This is a genomic window from Bacillus sp. WC2507 (genome assembly GCF_052656125.1).
Genome location: NZ_JBQXPN010000003.1, coordinates 377,365 through 396,566 on the forward strand (window position 1 = coordinate 377,365; position 19,202 = coordinate 396,566).

At 31.5% G+C, this 19,202-nt stretch carries 14 protein-coding genes; 4 read left to right on the plus strand and 10 right to left on the minus strand.

Annotated elements, in window-relative coordinates; genetic code table 11:
- Nucleotides 1–181: 181 nt before the first annotated feature.
- The 3 genes from ACUN28_RS29700 to ACUN28_RS29710 form a co-directional block, all read right to left on the minus strand.
- Nucleotides 182–571: a hypothetical protein gene (locus tag ACUN28_RS29700; RefSeq protein ID WP_445423477.1), complete on the minus strand. Its 390-nt coding sequence runs from the start codon at nucleotides 569–571 to the stop codon at nucleotides 182–184.
- A 251-nt stretch (nucleotides 572–822) separates the two neighbouring features.
- The gene (locus tag ACUN28_RS29705; protein ID WP_445423478.1) at nucleotides 823–1,236 is read right to left on the minus strand and encodes a CDI toxin immunity protein; all 414 of its coding nucleotides are present in this window, start codon (nucleotides 1,234–1,236) and stop codon (nucleotides 823–825) included.
- Between the two features lie 9 nt (nucleotides 1,237–1,245).
- Nucleotides 1,246–4,101 (minus strand): S-layer protein, encoded by a 2,856-nt coding sequence (locus ACUN28_RS29710; RefSeq protein ID WP_445423479.1) that lies wholly within the window; start codon nucleotides 4,099–4,101, stop codon nucleotides 1,246–1,248.
- 308 nt (nucleotides 4,102–4,409) lie between these two features.
- On the opposite strand from ACUN28_RS29710, the gene ACUN28_RS29715 reads away from it, so the two are divergent.
- The 3 genes from ACUN28_RS29715 to ACUN28_RS29725 all read left to right on the plus strand — a co-directional run bounded on the left by ACUN28_RS29715 (nucleotide 4,410) and on the right by ACUN28_RS29725 (nucleotide 8,222).
- The gene (locus ACUN28_RS29715) at nucleotides 4,410–5,336 is read left to right on the plus strand and encodes an aldo/keto reductase (RefSeq protein WP_445423480.1); all 927 of its coding nucleotides are present in this window, start codon (nucleotides 4,410–4,412) and stop codon (nucleotides 5,334–5,336) included.
- Nucleotides 5,337–5,820: 484 nt separating this feature from the next.
- Entirely contained in the window at nucleotides 5,821–7,473 is a 1,653-nt protein-coding gene (locus ACUN28_RS29720; protein ID WP_445423481.1) for a pyridoxal phosphate-dependent decarboxylase family protein, read from the plus strand.
- 104 nt (nucleotides 7,474–7,577) lie between these two features.
- Nucleotides 7,578–8,222 carry a hypothetical protein gene (locus tag ACUN28_RS29725; RefSeq protein WP_445423482.1) on the plus strand — a complete coding sequence of 215 codons (645 nt, stop codon included), beginning with the start codon at nucleotides 7,578–7,580 and terminating at the stop codon, nucleotides 8,220–8,222.
- Nucleotides 8,223–9,066: 844 nt separating this feature from the next.
- Here ACUN28_RS29725 and ACUN28_RS29730 read toward each other — a convergent pair.
- Nucleotides 9,067–9,477: a hypothetical protein gene (locus tag ACUN28_RS29730; RefSeq protein WP_445423483.1), complete on the minus strand. Its 411-nt coding sequence runs from the start codon at nucleotides 9,475–9,477 to the stop codon at nucleotides 9,067–9,069.
- Between the two features lie 127 nt (nucleotides 9,478–9,604).
- Nucleotides 9,605–9,823, minus strand: coding sequence for a helix-turn-helix transcriptional regulator (locus ACUN28_RS29735; RefSeq protein ID WP_088083675.1), 219 nt, complete (start codon nucleotides 9,821–9,823; stop codon nucleotides 9,605–9,607).
- Nucleotides 9,824–9,969: 146 nt separating this feature from the next.
- On the opposite strand from ACUN28_RS29735, the gene ACUN28_RS29740 reads away from it, so the two are divergent.
- Nucleotides 9,970–10,296, plus strand: coding sequence for a helix-turn-helix domain-containing protein (locus tag ACUN28_RS29740; protein ID WP_445423484.1), 327 nt, complete (start codon nucleotides 9,970–9,972; stop codon nucleotides 10,294–10,296).
- Nucleotides 10,297–11,415: 1,119 nt separating this feature from the next.
- On the opposite strand, the gene ACUN28_RS29745 is transcribed toward ACUN28_RS29740, so the two are convergent.
- From ACUN28_RS29745 to ACUN28_RS29765, 5 genes are all read right to left on the minus strand, one after another.
- Nucleotides 11,416–12,366: a DUF4435 domain-containing protein gene (locus ACUN28_RS29745; protein ID WP_445423485.1), complete on the minus strand. Its 951-nt coding sequence runs from the start codon at nucleotides 12,364–12,366 to the stop codon at nucleotides 11,416–11,418.
- Nucleotides 12,344–13,750 (minus strand): AAA family ATPase, encoded by a 1,407-nt coding sequence (locus tag ACUN28_RS29750; protein ID WP_445423486.1) that lies wholly within the window; start codon nucleotides 13,748–13,750, stop codon nucleotides 12,344–12,346. The genes ACUN28_RS29745 and ACUN28_RS29750 overlap by 23 nt, the downstream gene beginning before the upstream one ends.
- Before the next feature lie 1,418 nt (nucleotides 13,751–15,168).
- On the minus strand, nucleotides 15,169–16,572 hold the full coding sequence (locus ACUN28_RS29755; RefSeq protein ID WP_445423487.1) for an RES family NAD+ phosphorylase: 1,404 nt from the start codon (nucleotides 16,570–16,572) through the stop codon (nucleotides 15,169–15,171).
- Nucleotides 16,573–17,025: 453 nt separating this feature from the next.
- The gene (locus ACUN28_RS29760; RefSeq protein WP_445423488.1) at nucleotides 17,026–18,273 is read right to left on the minus strand and encodes a hypothetical protein; all 1,248 of its coding nucleotides are present in this window, start codon (nucleotides 18,271–18,273) and stop codon (nucleotides 17,026–17,028) included.
- The gene (locus tag ACUN28_RS29765; protein ID WP_445423489.1) at nucleotides 18,263–18,658 is read right to left on the minus strand and encodes a Pepco domain-containing protein; all 396 of its coding nucleotides are present in this window, start codon (nucleotides 18,656–18,658) and stop codon (nucleotides 18,263–18,265) included. The genes ACUN28_RS29760 and ACUN28_RS29765 overlap by 11 nt, the downstream gene beginning before the upstream one ends.
- Between the last annotated feature and the right edge of the window lie 544 nt (nucleotides 18,659–19,202).

Here is a 19,202-nt window from a genome sequence, read left to right on the forward strand (position 1 = left end):
ATTCATCTCCCACCTACTCACTTCGCGTTCCTTGAGGAAGGAGTCTTCTTGGCTAAAATGATAAATGACATCTTTCAACTTTTCCAAAAATAAGCTGTTTATTTAAATATTATGTACAAAAAAACGTAGAAATTTTTAATTTCTACGTTTTTTATAGGCTAATCAATTCATTCACTTACTATTATAATTCCTCAAATTCATCAATTTCAGCTTTACGCTTTAGAAATAATTCCATATCCTTATTCTCTCTTTCTATTAAACCAAGAGCATGTGTATCATCCAAGGCTAACTCTTTATATCCCCATATATAATCTATAGTTGTATCTTTGACATGTCTGTGTTCTGCACAATACCATTCTATAGGTTGTAGCGCATCAGATATCTTAAATAATTCTGCTGGATACCATGATGGCATATTTTCACGTTCTCCTAAGATTAAATATGTTAATTCACCACTTTGTAACTTACATATGCCATAAACAATATATTCCTTCTTAATAACTAAGTTAAATATTTCCTCGGTTGCCTTTGTTAGATGATCTCCAATGTTGTACAAACAAGTTACTTTCATAATAATCGCCCCTTATTTATTTTTTATCTCTAAATTTAAAATCATCAAATTCACCACTTTTTATATTTTTAACATATTATATTTACACACCATTTACACTATAGGCCATTTTGACCTATCCACCTTCATTAGGCCATCTAGAATCTATCATAGTTATCCTTATTTCCTGATACTCTATGGTGGTTAAATTTTCACTTAACAATAAACAAACGTAGGAATCAATGATCCTACGTTTGTTTATTAAAATCTATTTATTTAATAATATTTTTTACGTCTCCAATACGTATATCACCATCATGATGATACTCAATAACAAACCCCATATCTGGTGAAAATATCCAGGTATCAAAACTAACAGCTGTAACATCATATATTACTTTTAAAACTTGATGTAAATTTGTTTTAATTACTGGTACTCTAGCATTATCCCAAATAATATATACTGTCTGAGAATATGTTCCAAAACAGTTCTGTAGATAAAATTTTATTTCATCCTCATTATATAAATCACCATAGTTTTCAATGTTGGACCAATCTACTCTCCCCCATTGTGTAATAGGAAATGCATTTTCAAAACTATTTACTATCATTTTTCTTTGAGTATTTTCTAAAATTTCAATGTCTTCACCTAATGCTTCAATACACTCTTCCAACAATGTTGCCATTTTATTACCTCATTTATTTAGATATTTTAATAATGATTTAAATGTTTCTTCGTTTCCTTCAAAAGGAATTGCATATTTAATTGCTTTATCTTTTTTTCCATTTCTAAAATCTTCTACATTTATATGCATCCCTTTACTAGGGTCATAATCTAATCGCCATCTTGCCTTATGATCAGCTGTCTCTCTGCCAACAATTTTACCATAACCAGCGCTTTTTTCCATTGTTCCTATAAATGGTTGTGAATCTGCCCCAAAATCCCCCAATAAGCTCATTGCTTTATTTCTTGCTTGTTCATATGTTTGAACCTTATCAAGAACAATCTCTCCTGAACGACCACCTTTAGCAGCTGCTTCTAGTGCCTTTCCTTTCTTTTCAAGATCGCCAATCTTCCCTACAAATTTACCAACAACTCGTGTTGTACCACCAGATACGACGGCCAATGTTCCCCATGCATAATCGTCTGGACCATATTTTTGACCTGTTACTAAGTCTTCACCTTTGATAAGTTGTCCAATTTCTTTTCCTGTACCAATTATTGGTGTAATACCCAATACGAATGATAAATCTCCATCATTCGCACGATTATAAATACGAGATGGATCTCCACCCAAATCATACAATGCACTACTTAAATCAATATTACCAATATTTCTAGCTGCAGCAGATACATCAATTTTATGACTTGCTATTTTATTAGCAGAGTCCATAAATATATTTGCAAGATCTATTCCCATATTGAAATCTGTGAAGAATCCTGGGACTTTCGCATCTAACGCTTGTAAATCTTGTGCAATGACTGGAACGTTTTTTCGTGTTACTTGAACAAGTTCCTCCATCCCAGGTTTCGCCTCATCTATTGAATGTTTCAAGCGAATCGAACTATTTACAACTGGTCCTAAATCTTTTACTACACCTGAAAGTCCTTCAGCCAACTTACGATGATTTTCCTCAATTTGACGAAGTCCATTATTAATCTCATTTTGTGTTTCAAGAGCTTTACCTGCAACCACATCTAAAGCTTGATAGTAACCAGCATAGACTTCAATAAGTGATTCATAATATTGAAAAATAGATACATATACATCAGCACTAAATTCCATCCACTCTTTTCCGTACGCTAGAGCATCTTTCCCTGTATTTCCAAGCAGTTTAAATAGCTCTTTTCTTTGAGTAACCGTTAAATTTTTAATATCACCTTTCATTGCATTCACTAATTCTTGCAATTTATCATGTGATTCTTTCATCACTTGCATTTTATACTGTGCATCTTGCTTTGCATTGTTTATATTCCTGGAAATACTTTCCCAGTCCTCTGCAGCATCTAACAAACCTTGTTCGGATTCTTCTAAAATTTTGATTGTGTTATTTATGACTGGTTCGTCACTTTTTAAATAATCTAATACACCTTCAAATATCTTTACTTTTCCATCAAGCAAAGTAAGTGGACTTTTAGCTTCCTGATCGAAAATAATCGCATCATGAATACGTACATATCCTTTTTCTCCTTGATAATTCACTTCATACCAAGAACCGACTTTCCCGGTTACTTCTATCACTTCACTATTATTCACACGTTTTGCACGCAATACTTTTCTTAAATCTGGCTCTGGATATACTTTTTTAACAAGGGATTCTAATGTAACCCACCCTTTAATCATTTCTCCGTCTTGATTAAAGGAGAATTTCTTATCTTTATATGTAAAATCTCCTGTTTGTAATGCACCTGAAGGCTGTAGTAAGTACCAACTAAACTCTTGCTTCATCCAACCATTTTTTGACTCATGAGAAGCATCAAAATAATATGGTTTTCCATCAACATTTGTAAAACCTGATTGTACATTACCTAGTGGACTAAAGTAATAGATTTTCCCATCAATATGTTGGATTCCGGTCTGTACTACGCCATCGGTTCCCAAATAATAATCTGATCCATTTGTATGTACCCATCCCGTTTGCATAAACCCATCGGTAGCAAAATAATAACGTTTTCCATCAATCGCTTGGAAACCAGTTATTCTTTGCCCGTCTTTTTTATAATACGTCCATTTTCCTTCTTCTTGTACCCACCCTTGTTTATTATCTAAATAAAGTGCTTCTTTTAATTGATCAATCCATTTTAATCCATTCGCAAGAAGAGCTAAATCACTATCTAGTTGTTTATCAAATTTCTTTTGAATATTGGGTGGAAAGTATTTTTCAGGATCTTTATGATACTCAGTTATAATAAAATGAGACAAATTCGTTGCTTCCTTTGTTACATCCCATGAATGAACTGGGGATTCACCAATTACAACAGATTCAAATATCCGAACATAACCAACTTCTCCTTGATATTTTACCTGATACCATAAGCCCTGCTTTGAAATAACTTCTAAGACATCCCCATCCTTTACAGATTTAGATTTTAATAGAAATTTTGTTTCTGGCTTTGGATAGATTCTTTTAACAGCAGAACGAAGAGTAACCCATCCCTTTTCCATATCTCCGTACTTATTTATTTCAAATGGTTTTCCTTGATAGGTAAATGTTCCTGTCACATACTTTCCATCTTTTAAATAGCTCCATGAGGTTGCAGAAAAACTCCATCCGGTCTTTAGTTTACCAGGTTCACTATAATATAAAGTGTCTTTCCCTGCCTGCTTTTTCCCTTCAACTAGCCTTCCATCTTTAAAAAAGGAGTACTCTATTCCATCTAAAGTAATGTTATCTCTTTGCTTACTTCCATCTTTTTGATAATAGTACCAATTCTCATTTTCTTTGACCCAGCCTACTTTATTTAAAACTTCGGCTGCTTCTGTAAATGTTGGTGCATAGGTAGAAAATAATAAAAATAATGATACTATAAGTCCTATGACTTTCTTCATACTCGCATCTCCTTAACAATTTATTAAAAACTTTTTAATTATATATTAGATTTTATTACTATAAAAATAATAAATACGGATATGCATAATTGCATATCCGTATTCTCAATAGGAAGTACTTTATTAAAAAGCAATCTTTTCCTTAATATTCTTAGTCTAAGAAACTCTCAATAACACTTATCAAAAATACTTATAGAAAGAGGGATAAATAATCCTAATTTATTCCCGAAAACAAATTCAAGAATATACCAACTGGTCACTATGTATATTTCTAATAATATAAATTGAATAGGAGGAGTCCGTACATAATGGAATATAGATTATTAGGTAACACGGGATTAATAGTTTCAGAGATAGGATTTGGTTCTTGGGCGATTGGTGGAGATGAATGGGGAGTAGTAAAAGATAATGAATCCATTGATGCAATCAATAAAGCAATTGACCTAGGGGTTAATTTTATTGACACTGCTGACGTTTATGGATTAGGTCATAGTGAAAAATTAGTTGCAAAGGCTATACATAAACGTAGGCAGGATATCATTCTTTCTACAAAAGGTGGATTAATTGGTCATCATTATGATCCCAATCAACCAGCCGTTTATGGAGATCCTCAAAAGATCATTGATGCGTTTGATGCTAGTTTACTGCGGCTTAAAACGGATTATATAGATGTGTACTTTTGTCATATTTGGTGGGATAAACCTGAAGAAACAGAAGCCTTTCTACAAACTTTCCAAACCTTAAAAAAATCTGGCAAAGTGAGAGCCGTTGGCGTTACTACTAATGATTTAGATTATATTAAACATTTTAATCAGAATGATGATTTAGATGTTGTACAATTCGATTATAGTATTTTAAATAAAGAACCTGAAAAAGACATCCTTCCTTATATTGAAAAACATAATTTAGGTGCTGTGATAAGAGGTCCACTAAAGATGGGAATTTTAACTGGGAAATTTAATCATGAAACTCAATTTCCAGACGATGATTTAAGAAAAGATTGGCCAAAAGAAAAGTGGTTTAAAGATAGCTTAAACAAAGTAGAGAAATTAGGTTCACTTGTACGATCAAATCGAAGTCTAGCCCAAATTGCCTTACGTTATGTTTTAAGCCACCCAGCCGTTTCAGTTGCGATTCCTGGTGCAAAAAATTCTACTCAGGTTGAAGAAAATTCTTCACACTTAACTCGTCCATTATTATTAAATAATGAAATTGAATTCATTAAAAAACTTTGATCCAATAATTATTCTTCCATAAAAATTCATGCTAATTTTACTATCAAATCCATACCACTACTTCTTCTCCACTAGATCATATCTTTAACACTTCCACCTTATTTTTTATCTTTTCCTAACAATATCTACAGTCTATAAGGTAGTTGAGCCCTTATATTCAACTATCTTATAATAGTTCTACATTATATTAAAATATCTACCACACTAGTTCAATACATGTTAGGACAACATATAAATTAAATAAACAATTAATTCAGATATATTTTTAGAAACTTCATTATCTCACAATTACTTTTTTTAAAATAAATCAAAAAATTTTTCTTTACTTTAAATTCCATAGTTCATATAATTTTCTATGGAATTACATTTTTTTCTAAATAGCTCCTCATTTCTAAGGATTCAAAAGGGCAATTACAAATTATTATACCCTTATGTTTAACCAAGTAAAATAAAAATCCAGTTTTTTACAAGGAGAAGTGACTGCATGCAAGATATTTTAAAATTATTTCCGAGCGTTGACGGAAATGAAGAAAAACAACAACTTTTATTAGAATTTATGCAGAAAATAATTAAAAGTCTTGACCAATTAAAAAATGAAGAGCGAGCTACTTTAGGTAAATGTGAGGAAAAATCAGAAGGATACTACAATGGCTTAATTCACCAAAGTCATATTCCACTAGCTGGAATCACTATGTCTGAGGTTATAGAAGAGCTAAACCAATTTATGAATGGACATCCTTATCCAAATAAATATTACTTGTCTAACGCTGTACCACTACCAAGTATACCTTCACTATTAGGTGTACTAACCATGGCACTTTTAAATGGTAATGGTGTTTGGGATGTATATGGTCCAGGGGCAGCAGAAGCAGAAGTAAAAGTTGTATCCATGCTTTCAAAACTAATAGGTTATAACCCACATAATAGCGGTGGTTATACAACATGGGGTGGACAAGGTTGTGTATTTTCGAGCTTACGTTTAGCAATTTCTAAACAATTCCCATTAGCAAAAGAACATGGTGCTCCACAAAATGTTTATTGCTTTGCTTCTGAAAATGCACATTATAGTTTATTAAAGTCAGCTGAAGCAACTGGCATAGGGTCGAATCACTTAATAAAAGTAAAAACTGATCCCTATACAAATTCTATGGATATAGATGATTTAGAGGCTAAAATGATACAAGTTATTAAAAATGGAGGTATCCCCCTTTATATTCTAGCTACTATGGGGTCAACAGATACATTTACCATTGATGATATAAAAAAAATTAAAGAGAGCGCTGAAACAATACAAAAAAAATATAAAGTAAAACCTATTTATATCCATGCCGATTCTGCAATGGGCGGATTTTATAGTTTCTTTAATAATTATAGTTTTGAAGAAAATTTACTCTCATTCGAACCTAATGTGAAAAATGCCTTACAATACGTACAAGATAAAATGCAATATATGCCCCTTGCAGACAGTGTATGTTTTGATTTTCATAAATTAGGCCAAACACCTTATGCTTCAAGTATTTTAATCGTCAAAAATCATACTGATTTACAATTGATGGACATTGAACAAGATGATACACCTTATCTTGGTAATAGATCATATGGGAGTTATCATACAGGCTATACCTTAGAATGTTCACGAGCTGGTAGCGCTATTCCCATGTATATCAATCTATTAGCCTTTGGAATTGAAGGATATCAAAAATTATTAGCAAATTATATTCGTGTAAATCTATTATTTAGAGAGAAGTTACGTAAGGCTCTACCTCAAGTAGCAATCACAAATGATTTTACATATGGACCAATTACAACTTTCCGTTTCTATATGAATGGAGATGGCCAAGAGAATTGGGAAAAAGAACGAATAGGTCTTGCAACAAAAGAAGAGATTGAGGATACAAACCGATTAAATATAGAACTATTTAATTATCTAGGAAAAAATCGCGATCAAGTATTTTTTGGTGATACAACTCGTTCTTGTGTAGTAGATGTATTAAACAGTAGCGATAGAAATCCGATTTCCACATTAAAATTCTTTTCTATCTCTCCATATACAACTGTTGAATGTTTAGATGATATCGTATCATTTCTTTATAAACATATTTCGATTGCTAATAAACAGATTTATTCATATGTTTAATAACCACATTTGTTAGCGCTTTAATAGTTAAATTTAACTAAATTAAATAAAAATCTTTATTCTTTTAATTACTATTAACTATATCAGGAAAAGAGGAAAAACATATGAATATAGAGCTACTAGATACACACCACGTGAAAGATGCAGCACATTTACTTGCACATTCTTTTGTGAATAACGAACCTCTTGTAAGCAGTTTACAAATTCCCTTTGCTCCTTTTCACAAAATGTGCGAAGAAATGATGAAACAAGCTGTATCTCAAGCTATGTCATTTGTAGCAATAGAAAATTTTCAAATTGTTGGAGTTCTCTTAACAAAAAAATTAACCCAGCCACTAATAGATACAGAGAAAGCGATTGAACTATGCCCGCAAATGGAACCTATTTTTCAACTTTTAGATACATTAGAGACAGAATCTATTGAGTTTTCTCATTTAGATAAAGAAAAATTGGTCTATCTAGATATGGGCGCTTGTCATCCAGATTGGATGGGAAGTGGTATAGTCACTACCCTTCTTTCACATGCCATTCAAGAAATAAGTAAAAGAGATTATGATTTTATTGCTGCTTGTACAAATAAAATTTCTCAAAAAATCCTTAAAAAACTGTATACGACCTTGGAAATGAATGAAATAGTGTATAGTAAATTTCTTTATAAGGAAGCATACCCATTTGCTAACACAACAACTTCCTTAGCAGCTCAATTACTATATATACCTCAATCCCAATTCGTCATCAAGGCCATATAGATTTGTGAAGAAGACTAGCTGTACTTTTGTGCAGCTGCTTTTTTATATAGAGTAAATTAGTAATAGATATTCTTACTTAAGTGACACCTCTCACACTTTAACTTCTTCGAATTCAATAACTACTTTCTCAGCATGCCTTATTTCTCTGCTTAACCTACCTAAAGATCCCCTTCTATTTATTTCAACATGTTTCATCATGTTTTAATTTCATACGCTCCATTATTTCATCTATACAAGTAACTTAAATACTTTTCCCTATTTTAATGTCTAAGCTTTTACTTTTTAAGTAACGAGTGATACATAGATTCCCACTCTTAAACACTTTAAAACATATTACCTGATACCCCCTTAATATTCCCTATAATACTGACGGTTACCATTCTCTTTCATTTCATCTATCTATTCATATTACATATGCTATAGCCATCTAATCTCCCTTAAAGAATCCGATTTAAAATTCCTGATAAAAGGAAACAACCGTGTCATATTTAGCATTTAAGAAAAAAGAGTGAGGATTACTGGATTCCCCTTTCTTCTCTTCCTTTTAAGAAGCTCTTTTAAGTCTAATTCTATTGTATTCATGCTAAATAACATGTCCACTAATCATTAACAATCTGTATAACTGTATAAAGACTTTACCAAATTACTAAAGGAATCCCCTTTCCCCTATCGAATTATTTGTAGAGGAAAGGAGAGGAATACATGAAAATTCTAGGATTAGATCCTCGCGCATTAGCGACTTTAGGTGCACTTGAATACACCAACCGTCGTAATAAATTAATCGAAGACTCGGAGAATAACATATACGAGTGTAAAGAAATAAAAGAAATACTTCAATCACTCCCTAAAGAGAAGCAGATTGAGGTTCTTGAGAATCAAGCTTACTTTGAAGCAGTGGCAAAGATGATTGAACAAAACAATTTAATTCTTTTAGAACAGATGAAAGCTCTACAGCTAATTCAGAAATAACAAACTTATGATTGATTAATTCTACATATGCTTCCATATATAATGTCTCTTTATCTATACTACCAGCCTCTGTTTGTGCAGGGGTTTTTGTTATGCGTTGATTCATATTTTGGATTTGAATGGTTTCATTCACATGTATCAATAGATCTTCTAATAAACCTGGTGTAAATTCTAATTCCTGCTTTTCAATTTCCTCTGTGACGGCACTTATAAATTCCCATAGTACTTTTGCGCCTAGTAGTTCTGCTAATCGTTTTTCACGCATTTCAAATGTTTTCATATTCATGCAAATACACCCCTATAATTTATATATAATGATAAAAACATTATCTTTTTATGTAAAATTTCCTAATACATTTTCAAAGTTTACATTTCTAAAAAATCACTACATCACCTTAAAAGTCTAACATCATTCAACACACTTCGTGTTGTTCTGGATCAAAAAAAATTGTTTGGACTGTAACACCATAGAAATTCGCTAATTTTATTTTTATATTATCTCGTGGGATTCTCTGTCCATTTTCATACATCTGCAATGTACTAATACTGATCCCCACTGCTTTTGCCACCTCTTCTCTAGATCTTCCATTTCTTAAGTTAATTAGATTTTCAGCTACTCTTTCATAATTCATGCATTCTCACCCCTAAAGCCACATTTCGTGTTGTTAATTAATAATATAAACCGCACAAAACGTGTTGTCAATAGATTTCAATTATTAATTTTTAAAAATTTTAATATATTAACACATATTGTGTTAATATATTATCAGGTGATAGAATGAAAACTTTTGGAAATATAATTCGTGATTTAAGAAAACAAAAAGGAATTACACAAAAAGAACTGGCTCAATCGCTTCAACTAAGTGAAAGTACAATTGGTATGTATGAACGTAATGAACGTCAACCTGATTACAATACCTTAATACGTATAGCAGATTACTTTAAAGTATCTACTGATTTTCTTCTAGGAAGAGCTTTTGATGCCGAAGGGAAAAGAAATGATTCAGAACTAGATCAATGGTTAAATGATATAAAGTTTGCACCATACCAAAAGCGTGAAGAATTAAAACGGTTTTGGAATTTTATAATGCAGGAAGAAAAATAATAAATTAAACCTCAACTGATAGGGTGGAGGTCGTGAGTTCAGGCCTATCCTGGGTTATAAAATACATTATTAGATGGTATTGAAACCAAGAATAACCTTATTAAAATTAATGATATTGTATGCCTTAATATCAATCAAATAATTAAACAATTTATTGAATCGCTCTGTAAACAGATCCCTTTAGATAAAATAAGTCAGTAACCTATACTAAAATGGCGGGATTTCTAGATGTGTGAAACTCGCCTATATCTTAACTTAATTATCTATGCATTACAATACACTTACATTATCTCCGTATCACTCCAACTATCATCACCCAAAATCAACCTTTAAACACAGTTCTAATGTTGTATTTTGTAAATTCACAACCTGCTTTTCGGTTAGATTTACCCATTCCTTACTGTTCAAGTCTTCGCTAAAATACAATGCGCATAATTCTTTATCGGCCGGCGGTACATGTGTTTCAAAATAACTTCATTGCTTACTCTCAAACTTAACTTCTTTATCATATTAATTCATCATATTTAAGAACGGACATTACGTCTGGTATAAACAATTATCCTCTTTTAGAATGTATTAAGCGTAGGTTTCTTGTATAAATTATTTAACTTTCTATTCCACTTTCAAAATATAGATTTCTAGAATTTCTACCCAAATATGCTAAGGTTTTTATAGAAATTCATTCCTGAATATCAGAAGGCAACAAATACAATTAAAAATCCAATTCCTATAATCTTATAAAATACCTTTTACTTCCTATTATTTAAAAAATCTTCTTTTTTCATTATATAATTATTTCATGAAGTGAAGAACTTTACTAAGAAATTTAAATTTTTTAATTCTTATATAAAAAAACTAAAAAGACCGCTATTTCAGCGGCCCCCTCCGATTATTAAGAAACAATTCTTAAATGTATAATCTTTATAAACTTTCAATAGTTCCTCAGTATTACACTTCCTATACACTATATACTTATAACAGCCTATGTGTTAGACATATCCATTCACTTTTTTAACGAAATTAAAATTTTTTATCCTAGTTCAGTATAAACAAATCAGCAACTTGAGCGAGCCAAATTTTCACTATGCATTACATACTACATCTGAATAACACCCAAATTTATACAGCTACACCAGATTCTAACCAAATTCTATTAATATAGTTATATAAACAATCAGTAGTAGTAGCATCACTTGAAAATTGGGCTACTACATCATATACATTTAAATTCACCTTTTTCTTTTCTGGGAAATGTTGTGGAGTTGGTTTACATAAATCTTCTCTAATTAGATCTAAGAATTTTCTTAGAAACTGTATTTCGAACTTTCCTCTAAACAACTGTTGGTAATTCGAACCTTCTATCTGATTTAACTTCTTTTTAATGTCCTCATTAGTAACTTTATGTGCATGCGGAAATTTTACATCAAATATTTCTAAAGTATATTTCGGCAAAACAGCACTCATTTTAATGGATACATAATCTTCAATTTTTACATTTTTTAAATTTAATTTACTAATTTTACCTTGTTTAGCTAAATCATTTTGACACATAATCCAGGCATTTAATAATTTTATAGACTCATGGAATTCGCTTTGCCTTTTTTTATACAATTTAAGAGCAAATACATAATTCCCTGTATCTTCATCAAGTTTAAACGTGCTACGTAAGATGTTCTTTAACGAATCTTCAGTTGTATAAAAATTCTCAACTGAATGAAATGGAGTTTCATAAATTGAATGGTTGTTTTGTAGCTCATCGAAATCTCTATCCACAAAAAACATAAATTTCCCTTCTTTATACTCACTCTTCGACTTTATCCATTCATATGTTTCAAGTACTTTACGTTTTCCTCCACATGGTATAAAGATTGGCTCTTTATTAGAGCATCCCATCTTCACCCTTATTTTATAATATTTTTCGTCTTCTCCTTCAACAATGCAAAATGGTGAAGTTTTATTTTTAAAAAACTTAGACATTATTCTATGTTTCCCTACTACATTTTCAACTTTTTTTCCTCTCATTAATTCTAATCTATCTACTACCCCATCACTGTTGGCACTCATTTTCATCGACCTCTTCAATACAAGACTCTATACTTTGTGCGTAATTTTCTAAACTATTATTATATACAAACGGTGAATGCGTTACCGCTAATAAAAAAGTGCACATTCCAGAATCTACAATATCAGGCAGTAACCTCTCTTGCCATTCTATTGATAATGATAATTCTGGCTCATCAAATAAAACGATAAATTGATTATCAGATGCGGTTAAAAAGATCCGTGTAAATAATGAAACAATTTGTTTCTCGCCAGAGGATAAGTTCTGTAGTTGTATATCATCTCCTGATTGTTTATCTACAATTGAAATTTCCACACTACTCTCATTATACTTAACTTCTTTATTAACTAAATATTTATTACAAACCTGATAAAACTTCTTGATTGCTTCCTCCTTCTTTCGATTTGATTCATAGATATCAATTAGTTGCGAAAGGAAAAAAATTAAAGGATCATACTTTTGATTGGTATCATGAAAAAGTTCATTATCCTTTATTAGCTTTTTAATCTTATCCTTATTATAAGTGGTAAGGTTTTTCCCCACTCTATCTAATACTATATCTAATGTTTCAGCTTCTTTTACTTTGTCTTTCATCACTTGAGTAACCTTATTACTATGCACTAAATGTGTTATCATTTCACCTGTCACGCGTGAGTAACCTTTTAATGCGGAATCTTTTATTTCTTCCGCAATTTCATTAAATACTTCTTGAACATCATCCATACCAAACTTTATCAGTTCACTATCTTCAATTTCGTTTACCTCTTCATCAAATATATCTAACTCTAATTCAAATCCAAGTTTTTTTAAATCTTCTTCAATTCTTCTATATGTAGGAAAATATAGTACTTCTTGTTTTATATTCATATCGATACTTTTTTCAAAATTTTCTATCGAATCAAAATTGTCTTTGGTATCATCGTAATCATGGTTGTTCAATACATCCTTTAATACTGATCTTGGAACCTTCCCTATATTTTCTAAGAAAAATACTAACTCAGGCAATGATCTATTTTCTCGGTATATCATATTTCTAAATCTAATAAATTGTTTACGGTTCAGACTTACATCAGCTAATTTTAGCAATTCATTATATGTACTACTTGTAATTCTTTCTCCAAATAAACTATTTACTATCGTATTTCGACTTAATATAACTTTTTCTCCAGTAATGTACTCTATCTCGATCTTTTCAAACTCAAATTCGTGCAATTTTTTAAACTTTTTACGAATACTATAATATAAAATATTAAGAATCGTTGTTTTTCCTATACCATTTTCCCCGACAAAGATTTTAACTTTATCACTAAAGTTAATTTTCACATTGCTTCTTCCAAAAAGTTTATCAATTTTAAAGGTTTTTATACTAAAAGAATTTTGAAATTCCATCATACCCCCTACTACCTCCTTCTTAAATCTCATTTATCATTATACCACTCTATACTATTAATAATATAAAAGTTTCTCAAAGGGCATATATACTAGCTAACAAGTTTGACAAATAGGACAGCCCTGCTGTGCGCAAGGCTTTTTCTCTTATAAAAGTTTTATATAAAAAGATGTAACATGATACCAACACGGCATGACCAAATTATATCCATTGCATCATATAACAGGCAATGACATGCACACACAGACAGACACACTTAGCGCAAAGCATGACAAGGACAAGCACAGGCAAGACAGTGAGAGACAAGTGAAAGTATGACATATACCACATCCGCATACAAGGTACGTGTATAGAAATAAGACTAACAAGGCAAGACAGGACACACCATGTACGAGCCGTCTTGTTGTACATTATGAGGTCTATTCCCCTTAGGTTTCAGTGTTTTTTATCAATTTGATGTAAGTCTCTTGAGTTGAATAAAATACTTATTTTCTCAAATATGCCATAAGTGTCTCTCAGTCATCTCAAAAGACATATAGAGAGGTTCTTTGGTTCTACAAATAAAAACCACATCAATCTAACATCTTAGCGTTGTGAGCCTTATATGACCTTGTATGAATCCCCCCCTTTAAAGGTCGTTGAAGTAACTTACATCCTTGAAGTCCATCGCAATCCCCCGCACCTTTTCGCCAAACCTTTCAAGACATTTTTGCAGCAAATCAAACCACTACACCGAGCCAAACCATCAAAGGAAAACAAGGACAACAGCTGTGAGAAAATGAAATGTCCCACAACTAAGCTTATGTGACCAAAAGGAGAGGGGATAGTTTACAATAATAGACCAACAGGCAATGCCGACCACCGAACGCACACTACCAAACGTAGCCCTGACTTCAAATTTAGAGTCTCTATTTGTCACGATTTTTAATATGTATCATTTTTGGGGTAGTATATAATTATATTTACTGTCAGACTCGTCTGTTAGTAAATTAGCAATAATGTATGTATTCGTATACCCAATAAACCAGATGTTTAAAACTACAAGCTACTAATTATTATCAAATGCAAAAATAACACATATTAAAATTTGCGAGAACTAACTTGTTATAAGAAACACCTACATTTTCATCTGAAGACACTAAGCAAAAACTTTCAATGACCATCATTATAAGGTGCTTAAGATACCCATCCAGAGTATAGATACATCGGACAGTCTTGTGTCGAACCATTACGCCGCTCTAATAGATTGTTGATAAATTGATATACAAATTTCTAAATAAACTAACTTTTATGTGTCATATATAATCTGAAATTATACACACTCAATTAACTAAACACACAGACTATTACTTATATACGAGTGATTACAAATGTTTAAAAGTTAACCTTTTAAAATTTGTTAACTTCTTCTCAACTAATTTTAGACTTTTTGCAAATTCACCATATCATATTTGATATCATTTTCCATTTCCATGGTTTTAAACCAATTTGTTTCAAAATCGAAAAAAACATAATTTAAAATACCTGGTTCAGCTACACTAGAAAATTTAATACCAGAGATTCGATGGTACTTTACACACTGAGCTATAAAATTGGGCAAAATGTATTCATGCCCAATTTGAGTTTTCTTCCGAAAACTACAATATTTAACAAGAGGAGACTCTAGATTGGAGAAATCTAGTAATTTAACCTTTTGTATGAGTTTCCAGTGTATAATTTCATATCGATAATTCGCGTTATCAGAAGCAATTTCTTTTAATGCCACTTCTCTACTTTCACAGGTATATAATTCACCTTGTCCATTAACATTAAACCTTCCATGTCCAGCAAGTCCATAAGGTGCTTCAAACATTTCTAATTCAGTGAATGGGGCCTCCCTATCAATTGGATTCCTCTGTCTTACTCTAAATAGGCTTAAATCCTCAAACTCACTAAACTCCATTAATTTAATTTCATCAAAAATTCTTCTTCCCACTTCATGCTCTAAACCAAGCATCGGATACTTTATCAAGTGGTTATAAAAAGAAATAACGTCACTAACATCTATGTCTGTAATCATATCTGTGATTGCCAGCGTAGAAGGAATATCCTTTACAGGTATTGATTCATTAGTTATCTTATTTTCTATTAAATATTCTAAATCATTCTCTTCCTCCTGATAATCTTGAGTAATTACATAGTCCTCTTTAGATATCTTATTGAATATATATCTTGAATCATCATCATCGTTTGTCAAAGACATTTCTTTGATAACTGGCTTGGCAAGTACCCAATTAGAACTAACAGACGGTATTTTCAACTGCGATGCTATACTTAGCGCTTTTAATGTCTCTTCTGGTATCTTCAACTGCGATGCTACACTTAACGTTTTTAATGTCTCTTCTGGTATCTTCAACTGCGATGCTACACTTAACGTTTTTAATACATTTTCTGGTATCTTTAATTGTGATGCTACGCTTAACGTTTTTAATGTCTCTTCTGGTATCTTCAACTGCGATGCTACGCTTAACGTTTTTAATACATTTTCTGGTATCTTTAATTGTGATGCTACGCTTAACGTTTTTAATGTCTCTTCTGGTATCTTCAACTGCGATGCTACGCTTAACGTTTTTAATACATTTTCTGGTATCTTTAATTGTGATGCTACGCTTAACGTTTTTAATGTCTCTTCTGGTATCTTCAACTGCGATGCTACGCTTAACGTTTTTAATACATTTTCTGGTATCTTTAATTGTGATGCTACGCTTAACGTTTTTAATGTATTTTTTTGCGAGTCCTCAATCTTCTTATTCTCTTTTATTTTGGGTTCTTTATTTTTGTCCAATTCTATTTCCCCTTATATAATAAATATAGAGATCTAAAGGTACCTATGTAATATCCCATAATATATCTTCTCATAAATTTATGTTACCACCAATGAAAATTAGTCTCAATAAAAGCAGTGTTCTCTTAATTAATAACCAATTTTAGTTATCCTTATCATATCCACATCCCTACTATATACTAAACTTATTGAAATAAGGGGTAGTCCGTAAAAAACTTCATATCTTTTCCCAAAAAAAATTAGCAATAGAAATTAAGCACCTTAAACTATTTTTACCACTATATTTAGTCTAATATCATAACTTTATTGGTATTAGAGAAACATTTGTTTTTTATCAAAATCTATGGAAACTCAAACTTTGCTATTATCAAGACTAATATATTTATTAATAAGTATACTTATCTACCCTTTTCCTAACATATGGATACTATTTCAGATAGAATGATTCTTTTACTAACAACCAAGATATTTTAAAAATGCACCTCTTATTGGCTCCTTCTGTTCAGCAAAGTATCTGATTAGCAATTTCCACTGTTGCAACGACTTAACATCCAATTTTCCCTCATTAAATTTTCTTTCATCAAATGCCGCATTAGCGATATTAGCTATTTCCTCCAAAACAATTTCTGGAAACCCTTTATTTAGTATAAAAGACGCATTTGTACAAAATCTAATATAATCAGGAACAATCCCTGTTGTGCATTCATCCAGGAGCTTTTCAAGGTCTTCTATTACCTGTCTCGCCTTATTTTCATAGTATTTTTCATTTTCTAAAGAAAGCTTATTAAGAAGCTTAACTACATTTTCAAACACTTCATTTATACTTGAAGAAAGTGTAGTTAACTCTGCATAAGTATCATCATCTAATAATTCTCTTATACAGCTCCTCAGTGAACTTAATCGCTGTTCAGCAGTAGGATGAGTTGTCTCAAATACTACTCCTACTAACTCTAGTCCCCTGAATACTTGGATGGCTAATTCTATACCTGAATATACTACATCAGCCGATAGATTTGATTGTTTGGCCTCTGGAGCAAATAGGAGTATTAATAATGCTAGCTTATCCGCCTCAAATTCTTCATCATAAGGAGATAATTGCAGATATTCTTCTATCCCCATTTTCCTACCAATGTCTATTAGTATATGACCGATTTCATGACAAACAAAAAAAGATTCGGCTTCCTTAGAAAGAATATTCGCTATTTCCATTTGATATTTACTTAATTTATAATCTGGGCCAAATGCAAATCCATACGTTTTCTGTGTCCACCAAAACACCTCAGCTATAACCTGACACATATCCATAAAACTCACTTCAGGCTTTTGGTTCTCTGGAACAACGGAAGTACATAATGAACGTACAACTCTATATATATAATCTCTCATACCAGAATTAAATATTACTGCATACCCTGTCTCAATAATTTCTAGTCGAGCATTAGGTTCCCGTATATCAACCTCACCTATAGCAACCTTTCCTGTATTAAACAACTCCAAAATATTTGAATTTAACCGCGGCTTAATGTAATCAAATAAAAGCTTCCCCCAATCGTTATCTAGATTCTCTCTGTCAGATGTTTGTTCAATTGTCCCCAAAATGTCACTATTAGTTAATAACTCACCATCAAAATAGTACTGTGTATCATTTTGTCCTTGAAGACATTTTATGTATTCTTTTGGGCTTATTGAACTATTTTTCATTCCCTTGTCCTCTCTCACGTCTCTTCAACTTTATCTTTATACCTGCTTGAGCACCCGCAGTTAACTTACCAAGTAATTCTATACCTCCGCTTGCATTAATTCCTAAAGTTAGCTCAAACTCATCCAAGAAAAAGTCCCCGATTTTTTCTGGCTGCTCAGATAAAATATTTTCAAAACTTCCTAAAAATGAATTTAAGTTATTAGAAAGTACTTCTGTACTTACTTCTGTTACTTTTGCTCCAATATTACTTGCATTCTGTCCAAACTTTGGCAAAGCATTTTTTATTTGTCTTTCACTATCCACTGTTCTTACTAATATTGAACCTTCCTTATGTCCCATAAATTCGCTATTATTCTCTACATCAACCGTAACTTTATTATTCATTTTTCTCATCCCTCTCTGATATACCTTATATAACACTACAATACCATTTTATAACAAATATCACTTCACGACTAAACACTTTTAATTATTTAAGTAGTTAAAAACATTCTACCTTAACGATGATAAAATTCAGAAAAAAAATCACACAGAAGTTACGTGATTTATATCGTCTTATATACAATGAATTTCTAGGTGTATAAAAAAATAGATTCACTCCCTATACACATAAGATATTTATACAAATAATTCTAATATCATAATTATACAAAAAATCAAAAAGAACCCGCTTCTTAGTCAACATCATGTTTTTATTTCTTTTGATTTACAGATTCTTATAAAACAAAAGTTTTAATCAAATTAGTATATTTTTTAATAACAAAGTAAGTATCTTCCCCATATATAGACAGCTAAGGACATAAATTTTGTGGTCACCAATGGTCACAAAACTTACAATAACCATTGCTTTTTTATAGAATTTCATTTATATAAAACCGTAAAAATGCCTTTAAATCAACGTTTCCCCGTAGCTCAGCAGGGAGAGCGC